The sequence below is a fragment of the Micromonospora citrea genome (assembly GCF_049629545.1).
Lineage (GTDB): Bacteria > Actinomycetota > Actinomycetes > Mycobacteriales > Micromonosporaceae > Micromonospora > Micromonospora citrea_A.
This window is the reverse complement of record NZ_JBNADX010000053.1, coordinates 1-9,622: the sequence shown is the minus strand read 5'-3', so window position 1 is coordinate 9,622 and position 9,622 is coordinate 1. Positions and strand designations below refer to the sequence as shown.

Here is a 9,622-nt window from a genome sequence, read left to right as displayed (position 1 = left end):
CCCCGCTGCCAGGCCCCGATCGGGTCGGCCCGGGGTGGTGCCCGGGCCGGGAATGGTGGTGGCCCGCCGGTCGTTACACATGGTCCCGGCGCCGCGAGCCTCTCGGCTTGGCGTGACCGCGAACCCCTCGGGGTTTGCGTGGAGCCGGGCATCGACTTTCCCCCTTTGAGCGCCTGTCGAGGTGCCCGCACGTGCTCGGCCCCCATCGAGCGTGTGTGTCGACCCCCGTGAAGGAGCTTCCTGATGAACACCACGATCATTCGTAAGAGCGTTCTGGGTGTTGCTGGTCTGGCCTTTGCCGGTGGCGTGTTCGCCGGCCCGGTGACCGAGGCCCACGCCGCTCCGGCTGACGTCAAGACCGTCGCGGTGATGGCGGAGAAGTCGGGTGTGGACAAGGGCAAGCTGATTCCGCACGGTGTGCAGGGCGAGCAGTCGCGTGTCGACCTGACCGACGAGCAGGTCGCCAACACCAAGGCGATCATCGCGGCGACGAAGAAGGCCGGGATGGACGAGCGGGCCGCGGTGGTGTCGATCGCGACGGCGTTGCAGGAGTCGAAGTTGGAGAACCTGGGTCACCTGGGTGACCGCAACGACCACGACTCGCAGGGCCTGTTCCAGCAGCGCCCGTCCAGTGGTTGGGGCACGGTCGAGCAGATCACCGACCCCGAGTACTCCACCCTCGCCTTCCTCAAGGGTTTGAAGCAGGTCGACGGCTGGCAGGATATGCCGCTGACCAAGGCCGCCCAGACCGTGCAGGTGTCGGCCTACCCGGACCACTACGCCCAGTGGGAGCAGCAGGCCGCCGACCTCGTCGCCGAGCACTGGAACAGCTGACCCACCCACACACGCATGCTGGCCGGCACCCCACAACGGGGTGCCGGCCAGCGGCGTATCTGCTCAGACCCACCACCCCGCAAGTTGACCATGAAGTTGGTGGCGGTGTGGATCTCTCCGGCTGCCACCAACGTCATGATCAACTGGGGTGGCCCGGGAAGGTGCGGGGCTGCTGCCGGCACGGTCAGGAGCGGCCGGCACGCTGCGTCCGGTCGGCGCGACGGCTCAGTGTCACATCCACGAGCGCGGCGGCGAGCGCCAGCGCGATGATCCCCGCCGCCAGCAGCAGCGAGTGCCGGAAGGCCGTCGACCAGTCGCCACGACTGCTCTCCAGCGACGAGAAGAACAGCGCCCCGACCGCCGCGATGCCCGCGGCGGAGCCGATCCGCTGGCCGGTCTGCAGCATCCCGGCCGCGCTGCCGGCCTGCGGCACCGGCACCTGCGACAGGGTCAGCGTCTGGTTCGGCGTGATGACCAGGCCGCTGCCCAACCCGGCCAGCAGCAGCGGCACGGCGGTGAGCAGCGGGACCCCGGCGGTCGGGGAACCGCGCAGGACGATCACCGTCGCGCCGAGGCCGGCCACCACCACGACGAGTCCGACGCCGACCAGTGGCCGGCCGATCCGGTCGACGATCCGGCCGCCGAGCGCGGACGCCAGTGCCGAGCCGAGGGCGAACGGCGTGATCGCCAGCCCGGCCACCAGCGCGCTGTAGCCCAGGCCGTTCTGCAGGTAGAGGGTGAAGATGAAGAAGATCGCGGTGAAGCCGCCGAAGTAGACCAGCGCGATCAGCGTGCCCAGGGTGTACGAGCGCAGCCCGAACAGCCGCAGGTCGAACAGGGGCGTGGCCCGTCGGGCGTACCGGCGCTCCCACAGGGCGAAGCCGAGCAGCACCGCCACGCCGACCGGGATCAGCGCCCACTTCCACGGACTCTGCCACTGCTCCCGTTGCACCAGCGGCAGGAGCAGGAGCATTACCCCGCCGCCGAGCAGCAGAACCCCGAGCGGATCCAGCCGGTGCCGGTCGGGCTGCCCCGTCGGCCGGGCCGGCAGCAGCCGCCAGCCGAGCAGCACCGCGACGACACCCACCGGCACGTTGACGAAGAACACCCAGCGCCAGCCGTGCGCGGCGCCGCCGAACTGGATGAGCAGGCCGCCGAGCAGCGGACCGATCGCGGTGGAGACGCCGATGGTCGCGCCGAGCAGGCCGAACGCGCGGCCCCGCTCGGAGCCCCGGAACAGTTGCTGGATCAGGCCGGTGACCTGAGGGTTGACCACGCCGGCGGCGGCGCCCTGCAACAGCCGGGCGGCGACCAGCCAACCGGGGGAGGTGGCCAGGCCGGCGGCGGCGCTGGTGAGGGTGAACAGGGCGACGCCCACCACGAAGGCGGTGCGTCGCCCGTGCGCGTCGCCGAACCGACCGGCGGGCACCAGGAGCAACCCGAAGGTCAGCGCGTACCCGGAGAGCACCCACTGCAGGTCGCTGGGGCCGGCACCCAGGGACCGTTGGATCGACGGCACGGCGACGTTGACGATGCTGACGTCCAGCAGGGTCATGAACGCCGCGACCAGCCCGACGCCGAGAGCGTGCCACCGGCGCCGGTCACCGGTGGCGCTCACCGCGGGCGGTCGATCAGGCACGGCCGCGCGCCGCCGGCGCCCCGGCGGGGCGGACGGGTCACGCCATCTGGCGGGCGCACCACCGGGGGCCGAAGTCCAGCCCGGCCATCGGTGAGTCCTCCCGGTGCAGCAGGTCCTTCTCGGTGAGCAGGTGCAGCGGCTGGTGCACGTCCTCCTCCGCCATCCCCGCCTCCTGGGCGATCAGATCCGGGTACGGCACCTGCCCGCGCGACTCCAGCGCCGCGACGGCGTCGTACACCCGTTCCTCGGCCTCCGACAGACGTACCTGCTGCATGGTGACCTCCTTGCCGTGAACCGCCCGTCCACCGGGCGGTCCGGGTACCGCGGCTTACCCCGTGGGTGACCGACAATGCCCGTCCGTTCGGTCCGTCATGCGCGGCCGACCGGGCCGGGGTGCCCTAGGGTGGACGCCGTGATCATCTGGGATCTCGTCGTCGTCGGCGCCGGCCCCGCCGGGCTCTGTGCCGCGCGGGTCGCCGCCGCGGCGGGTGTCCGCACCCTGGTGCTGGACCGGGCCACCCACCCCCGTTACAAGACCTGCGGCGGCGGCCTGATCGGCACCTCGCTGTCCGCCGTCGCCGGCCGGATCGAGGTGCCCGCGCACGACCGGGTGGACCGGGTGACGTTCACCCGGGACGGGCGACGCGCCTTCACCCGCCGGCACCGCACCCCGCTGGTGGCCATGGTGCGCCGCGACGAGTTCGACGACCGGCTGCGCTCGGCCGCCGTCACCGCCGAGGCCGAGCTGCGCGAGGGGGTCGCCGTGCGGGGTGTCGACCAGGATCCCGACGGGGTACGCGTACGCCTGGCCGACGGTGCCACCGTGCGGGCCCGGACGGTGATCGGGGCGGACGGCTCGTCGGGGGTGACCTCCCGGCACGTGGGCGTCCGGTTCCGTCAGGTGGACCTGGGCCTGGAGCGGGAGCTGCCGGTCCCGGCGCACGTGCAGCGGCGCTGGCAGGGCCGGCTGCTGCTCGACTGGGGCGCCATCCCCGGCTCGTACGCCTGGGTGTTCCCGAAGGGGTCGTCGCTGACCGTCGGCGTGATCGCCGGGCGGGGCGAGGGCGAGGGCACCCGCCAGTACCTGCGCCGTTTCGTCGACCGGCTGGGCCTGTCCGAGGTGGAGCCGGAGCACGACTCGGGGCACCTGACCCGCTGCCGGGCCGACGACTCCCCGCTGCGCCGGGGCCGGGTGCTGGTCGCCGGGGACGCGGCGGGCCTGCTCGAACCGTGGAGCCGGGAGGGGATCAGCTACGCGCTGCGCTCCGGCGCCCTCGCCGGCGAGGCGGTCGCCGCCGGTGACCTCGACCGCTACGAGCGGGACGTACGCGAGCGGCTGGTGCCGTCGATGCGGGCGGGGCACCGCCTGCTGGAGGTCTTCGAACGCCGGCCGGACGTCTTCCACGCACTGCTGGCCACGCCGGCGGGCTGGTCGATGTTCGTGCGGTTCTGCCAGGGCCGGGCGAGTTTCGACCGGACGTTGACCCTCGCGCCGGTACGGGCCGGGCTGGCGCTGCTGAACCGCCTCCCGCCGGTGCGGCCCACGGCCACCCTGCCCCGCTGACCGTCCCGGACGGCACCTCGCCCCGAGCGGCCGACCCGCTCAGGGCACCACCACCGCCCGGCCGTGGACCTCGCCCCGGCGCAGCAGGTCGTACGCCTCGGGGGCCCGCTCCAGCGGGAAGGTCTGCACGTCGGCGGTGATCAGACCGGCCCGGCCCAGCGCGATCACCTCCTGCAGTTCGGCACGGGTGCCCCAGAACGGGATCTCGACGGTGGTCTCCAGCGGCAGGGTGGGCGGCGCGTCGGCTACCGGGTGGACCGGCAGCGTGCCGCCGCCCAGCCCGACCAGCAGCAGCTTGCCGCCGGTGGCCACCACGGTGCGGGCGGTGGTCAGCGTCGCGTCCACCCCGACGCAGTCGATCACGACGTCGGCGCCGTCCGGGGCCTCTCCGACGATCTCCCGGATCCGCTGCGTCGCCTCCGGGCCGGCCTGCACCACGTGGTGCGCGCCCATCCGGGTGGCCAGGTCCAGCGCGGCGACGCTGGTGTCGACGGCGATGATCCGCACCGCGGTGGTGGCGGTCAGGATCTGCACCGCCATGTGCCCCAGCCCGCCGATGCCGATCACCACGCAGAAGGTCCCGGGGCGCAACGCCGGCCGGGCCAGCTCCACCGCGTGGTACGGCGTCAGCCCCGCGTCGGTCAGCGGCGCGGCCTGGGTGAGGTCCATGTCCCCGACGTGCAGCAGGTTCCTGGCGGGCACGGTGACGTACTCGGCGAGACCCCCGTCGCGGCTGAGCCCGATGCCACCCGGCAGGATCCGGCGGCACTGGTTCTCGGCCCCGCGCAGGCAGCCCCGGCAGGTGCCGCAGCCGACGATCCCGTAGACCGCCGCCCGGTCGCCGGGGGTCCACCCGGTGACCCCGGCGCCCACGGCCTCCACCGTGCCGGCGGTCTCGTGGCCCAACGTGATCGGGGTGGGGAAGAGCCCCGGCGGGGCGTCCAGGATGTGCAGGTCGGAGTGACAGAGGCCGACCGCGCCGACGGCGAGCAGCACCTCGCCCGCTCCGGCCGTCGGGGTGGGGACCTCGACCTGCTCGAGCACTCCGGGGTTGGTCATCCGTACCGCGCGCATGCTCGTCCTCCACCTCGTCGCCGACGCCGGTCGGGGCGCGTTTACCCCCGGTGGCGTCGTTGATGCCGGCCGGTGTCGGGAGGAGAATGGCGGTATGAGTGAGCCGGTTCCCGCGTCGTTCACCGACGAGGAGTACGCGTTCCTGCGGCACGTCCGCTTCGGCGAGCTGCCCGCGCCGGTCCGTCCGGACGAGCGGGTCGAGTTGCGTGAGACCGACGCCCGGCGGGACTATCCCGAACCGGTGGACGACCCCGACCAGCGGGCGCTCGGCCTGTTGCCGGGGGTGGGCTGACCGGGTACGCGGACGGGCCGCGGGTGCGAGGACACCCACGGCCCGTCGACGGTGGTACGGGTCAGAAGACCGGCACGCCCTCGCGTACCAGCTTCCAGTTCGGCACGAAGAAGTCGGCCGGGTCGATGACGCCCTTGGCCTGCGCCCAGTCGATCAGCAGCTGGCGGATCTCCTGCTGCTGGTTGTAGACCTGGGTCTTCACGATGCCGGGGAAGTTGCCGCCGCCGCTGCGCCGGTAGTTGTTGACCGCGATGACGAACTGCGCGTCGTCGGCGACCGGGGTCTCGGTGCCGGGCAGGACGAGGCGGGTGATCCGCTGCCCGACCGGCTCGGAGATGTCGATGTCGTAGTCGAGCCCGGAGATCACGTCGTAGTTGTAGTCCGGGACGGCCGGGTCGCTGATGGTGGTCGGGTCGACGGTGGCGCCGACGGCCAGGGTCCGGAAGTACTTCGCCGAGTACTCCAGGTAGGCCCGCACCTCCGCGCCGGTGAGCACCACGGCCTCGAGGGTGTTGTCGAAGACGTACAGGCCCGCGACGTCACGGATGCGCACGTCGCCCTGCGAGAAGACCGCGGTACGGCTGAACGGGGCCGCGATGGACAGCACCGGCAGGCCCGCGTACGCCGTGCCGGCGAGCGCGGTGGTGACGACCTCGGTCTGCACGTGGTTGATGAAGTCCAGGATCGGGGTGTCCTTGTACCGGGACTCGGCGGCCGACAGCTCCTGCGAGGACTGGGCGACCACGGTGTTGACGTAGTCCACCGTCTTGGTGTGCTGGCCGCGCACGGCGGCGAGCACCGCCGGGTCCTCGACCACGGTGTTGGTGTTGAGCATGGTGGCGCCCTTGGTGACGACCTTCCACCGGCCGCGCACCTTCTGGACGGTGAAGTCCATCCGGGTCAGCCGCTGCCCCCACTTGGACGGCTCGGCGGTGAGCACCTGCTCGCCGGTGACGGTGTTGGTGACGAACTTCTCCACCACCTCGGCGTGGGCGTGGCCGAAGAGGATCGCGTCGATGCCCGGCACCTGCTGGGCGATCAGCGCCACCGGGTTCTCGATCGGCAGCTCCGGGCCGTAGCTGGAGGTGCCGCTGTCGCCGCCGTGCGCCGAGATGATCACCAGGTCGGCGCCGCGCTCCCGCATGATCGGCACCCACTTCGCGGCCGTCTCGATCATGTCGGCGAAGATCAGCCTGCCTTCGACGTTGGCCTTGTCCCAGATCGCCGAACCGGGGTTGGTCAGGCCGAGGATGCCGACGCGGATGGTGGGGGAGTCCGCCCCGCCGAGGTGCACCTTCTTGATCACGTACGGCAGGTAGGCCGGCTTGCCGGTCTTCTCGTTGAGCGCGTTCGCGGCCAGCGCCGGGAACCCGAGCTGCTCGATCCACTTCGCCAGCAGCGGCAGGCCGTAGTTGAACTCGTGGTTGCCCAGCGTCACCGCGTCGTACCGGAGCACGTTCATGGCGTTCGCCATCGGGTGCGTCTCACCGGTGACGGTGATCGGCTCCTGCTTGGCGTAGTAGGTGGCCAGCGGGGTGCCCTGGATGGTGTCGCCGGCGTCGAGGACGAGGGTCGCCCGGCCCGCGCGCTCCGCGCGGACCTGGTTGACCAGGGTGGCCAGCTTCGCCACACCGACGTCGTTGTGCCGGCTGTCGTCGTACTCGGCGTCCTTGTAGTAGTCCCAGTTGTAGACGTTGCCGTGCGTGTCCGAGGTGCCCAGGACGGTCAGGTCCCAGGTCTTCGGGCCCTTCGCCTCGGCGGCCCGGGCGGGGGCGCCGGCGAGCAGGGGAGCGGTCGCCGCGGCGGCGGCCACGGCCAGCACCTGACGGCGCGAGGCGCCGGAGGAGGAGGTCAATGCGGTGCCTTTCCGATGGGGGTGAGGCGCCTCGTGGGCACCGATGCGCACCATAACGAGCCCCTGTCACTCCTGCCACAGCGACCCGAGGTGTTTCACACCACCAGCGCCGCCGGCCACCTGCGCGTAACACCGGGGTCGTCCGGAGCGCCGCCGTGCCCGTTTCCGCACCCCGCCGACGGGTAGGGCAGACAGGGACCGGGACGGACGAAGGAGACACCCGTGAGCCAGGACCAGTTCACCCCGCAGGACCCCACCGGCCAGTACGGCCAGCAGGAGGGGCAGCCGGCGCAGCAGCAGTCCGCGCCGGGCTCGACCCGCGAGATGGGACCGAAACCCGACCACGGTGAGGAGTCGTACCGGGGCAGCGGCCGACTGGAGGGCAAGCGCGCCCTGATCACCGGCGGTGACTCGGGCATCGGCCGGGCCGTCGCGATCGCCTTCGCCCGGGAGGGCGCCGACGTGCTCATCTCCTACCTCGGCGAGGAGGAGGACGCCGACGCCCGGGAGACGGTCCGGCTCGTCGAGCAGGCCGGCCGCAAGGGCGTCGCGGTGCGCACCGACCTCACCGACGAGGGGCACTGCCGGGAACTCGTCGCGCGTACCCTGTCCGACCTCGGCGGCATCGACATCCTGGTGAACAACGCCGCCTACCAGATGTCGCAGGACGACGGGATCGCCGGCATCACCACCGCGCAGTTCGACCGGGTCATGAAGACCAACCTGTACGCCATGTTCTGGCTCTGCCAGGAGGCCCTTCCGCACCTGAAGGAAGGTGCGACGATCATCAACACCACGTCCATCCAGGCGTTCGACCCGTCGCCGCAGCTGCTCGACTACGCCACCACCAAGGCGGGCATCGCCAACTTCACCAAGGCGCTCGCCGCGCAGCTCGCCGAGCAGGGCATCCGGGTCAACGCGGTCGCGCCCGGCCCGGTCTGGACGCCACTGATCCCGGCCACCATGCCGGAGGAGAAGGTGAAGCAGTTCGGCACCGACACTCCGATGGGCCGTCCCGGACAGCCCGCCGAGCTCGCCCCGGCGTACGTCTTCTTCGCCTCCCAGGAGTCCAGCTACGTCACCGGGGAGATCCTCGGCGTGACCGGTGGGCGTCCGACCAAGTGAGCCCCGCCCCGCCCGGGTGGCGCACCGCCATCCGGGCGTCCGCGTCCTCGGCGGTCAGCGCGGCCAGGCGGCCAGTCGCCGCCGCAGCTGCGCCACCTGCGTGGCGTCCAGTCCATAGCGGGTGAACCGGCGGTCCGCGACCCGGTCCAGGTACCGTCCGGCCTCCCGCACGTCGGAGTCGTCGAGCGCCGGGTCGACCTGCCGGGCCAGCTCCAGCAGCTCGGTGACGCAGTAGTGCTCCAGCGCCGCCGCCACGTCGATCCAGTCGCGCACCTCGCGGCGGTTCACCAGGGCGGCGACCTTGTTCGCCACCAGGTCGCGCACGTCCATCACCGGACCGAAGTCCATCACCACCGGGGAGCGGTACCGGTCGAGCCGGGCCAGGCTCAGCCGGATCTGCCGCGCCCCGCGGGTGACCACGAAGTCCTTCATGTCCCGGTCGAAGCCGTCGAAGAGTTCCGCGAGGTCGCTGTCCGGGTCGGCGTCGACGACCTCGTACCCGGCGCGTTCCAGCGCGACGCGCACCTCCGTCGCCGCCGCCGCGGCCGCGCCCTCCACGTCGGCGAACAGGTCGACGTCCTCCGTCGGCCGGGTGACCAGGCCGTGCGCGGCCCAGGCCACCCCGCCGCCCAGCACGAACCGGTGCGGCCCGGCGGCCGTCAGGGCCACCCGGGCGACCTCCCGGTAGAAGTCGTGCAGGTGCGTCACGCGGTACGCAGGCCCCGGTGCCGGCTCTCCCACGCCTGTCGCACACCCCGGGGCAGGTTCAGTCGACGCCACACCCGGCGCAGCGTGCGGCCGTTGATCAGCTGCCGCAGGTCGTCGGTGCGGGTGCTCTCCCGCAGCACGTTCTCGTACATCCAGAGCAGGTCGTCCGGATCCGCCAGGTCGAACGTCCGCTCACGGTTCCACATCAGCCGTACCGGCAGCTCCACCACACCCCGAGTGGGGCCGGCCAGCTCGGTGAGGGTGCGCGCCACCACGGCGGGCCGGCCCGGGCGGGCCAGGCACGCGGGGGTCGCCGTGGTCTGCATGCCCTCAGGGTAACCCCGCTGCGGCCCGAACCGGCCGACCAACCCGCCCCTCGCACCTTCCGGCCCGCGCGGGTGCGTCTCGGCTACGACCGGAGGTATCGGCTGCGTGGGTGGGGTGGCCCGACCGTGCCCGGCTCCGGGCGGTCAGGCTTGATCCCTGCGCCGGTCACGGTCGGGCCACCCCGCCGTCGTGGTCGGCCGCCGT

At 72.6% G+C, this 9,622-nt stretch carries 10 protein-coding genes; 4 read left to right on the top strand and 6 right to left on the bottom strand.

The window, feature by feature from the left end; genetic code table 11:
• Nucleotides 1-243: 243 nt before the first annotated feature.
• Entirely contained in the window at nt 244-834 is a 591-nt protein-coding gene (locus tag ACPFP2_RS29685) for a hypothetical protein (RefSeq protein WP_424093533.1), read from the top strand.
• 184 nt (nt 835-1,018) lie between these two features.
• Here ACPFP2_RS29685 and ACPFP2_RS29680 read toward each other — a convergent pair whose 3' ends face one another.
• Nucleotides 1,019-2,452, bottom strand: coding sequence for an MFS transporter (locus ACPFP2_RS29680; RefSeq protein ID WP_424093531.1), 1,434 nt, complete (start codon nt 2,450-2,452; stop codon nt 1,019-1,021).
• Nucleotides 2,453-2,510: 58 nt separating this feature from the next.
• Nucleotides 2,511-2,747 (bottom strand): hypothetical protein, encoded by a 237-nt coding sequence (locus ACPFP2_RS29675; protein WP_424093529.1) that lies wholly within the window; start codon nt 2,745-2,747, stop codon nt 2,511-2,513.
• Between the two features lie 138 nt (nt 2,748-2,885).
• Here ACPFP2_RS29675 and ACPFP2_RS29670 point away from each other — a divergent pair, with 138 nt between their 5' ends.
• The gene (locus ACPFP2_RS29670; RefSeq protein ID WP_424093527.1) at nt 2,886-4,037 is read left to right on the top strand and encodes a geranylgeranyl reductase family protein; all 1,152 of its coding nucleotides are present in this window, start codon (nt 2,886-2,888) and stop codon (nt 4,035-4,037) included.
• A 39-nt stretch (nt 4,038-4,076) separates the two neighbouring features.
• Here the strand turns inward: ACPFP2_RS29670 and ACPFP2_RS29665 are convergent, their stop codons facing one another.
• On the bottom strand, nt 4,077-5,111 hold the full coding sequence (locus ACPFP2_RS29665) for an NAD(P)-dependent alcohol dehydrogenase (protein WP_424093525.1): 1,035 nt from the start codon (nt 5,109-5,111) through the stop codon (nt 4,077-4,079).
• 94 nt (nt 5,112-5,205) lie between these two features.
• Here ACPFP2_RS29665 and ACPFP2_RS29660 point away from each other — a divergent pair, with 94 nt between their 5' ends.
• On the top strand, nt 5,206-5,403 hold the full coding sequence (locus ACPFP2_RS29660) for a hypothetical protein (protein ID WP_088974264.1): 198 nt from the start codon (nt 5,206-5,208) through the stop codon (nt 5,401-5,403).
• Between the two features lie 61 nt (nt 5,404-5,464).
• Here ACPFP2_RS29660 and ACPFP2_RS29655 read toward each other — a convergent pair whose 3' ends face one another.
• Nucleotides 5,465-7,258 carry a bifunctional metallophosphatase/5'-nucleotidase gene (locus ACPFP2_RS29655; RefSeq protein ID WP_424093522.1) on the bottom strand — a complete coding sequence of 598 codons (1,794 nt, stop codon included), beginning with the start codon at nt 7,256-7,258 and terminating at the stop codon, nt 5,465-5,467.
• Nucleotides 7,259-7,480: 222 nt separating this feature from the next.
• Between ACPFP2_RS29655 and ACPFP2_RS29650 the strand changes: the two genes are divergently transcribed.
• Nucleotides 7,481-8,383: an SDR family oxidoreductase gene (locus ACPFP2_RS29650; RefSeq protein ID WP_424093520.1), complete on the top strand. Its 903-nt coding sequence runs from the start codon at nt 7,481-7,483 to the stop codon at nt 8,381-8,383.
• Nucleotides 8,384-8,437: 54 nt separating this feature from the next.
• Here ACPFP2_RS29650 and ACPFP2_RS29645 read toward each other — a convergent pair whose 3' ends face one another.
• Nucleotides 8,438-9,091 carry a nucleotidyl transferase AbiEii/AbiGii toxin family protein gene (locus tag ACPFP2_RS29645; protein ID WP_424093518.1) on the bottom strand — a complete coding sequence of 218 codons (654 nt, stop codon included), beginning with the start codon at nt 9,089-9,091 and terminating at the stop codon, nt 8,438-8,440.
• Nucleotides 9,088-9,417: a hypothetical protein gene (locus ACPFP2_RS29640; RefSeq protein ID WP_424093517.1), complete on the bottom strand. Its 330-nt coding sequence runs from the start codon at nt 9,415-9,417 to the stop codon at nt 9,088-9,090. Before ACPFP2_RS29640 ends, ACPFP2_RS29645 begins: the two co-directional genes overlap by 4 nt.
• Between the last annotated feature and the right edge of the window lie 205 nt (nt 9,418-9,622).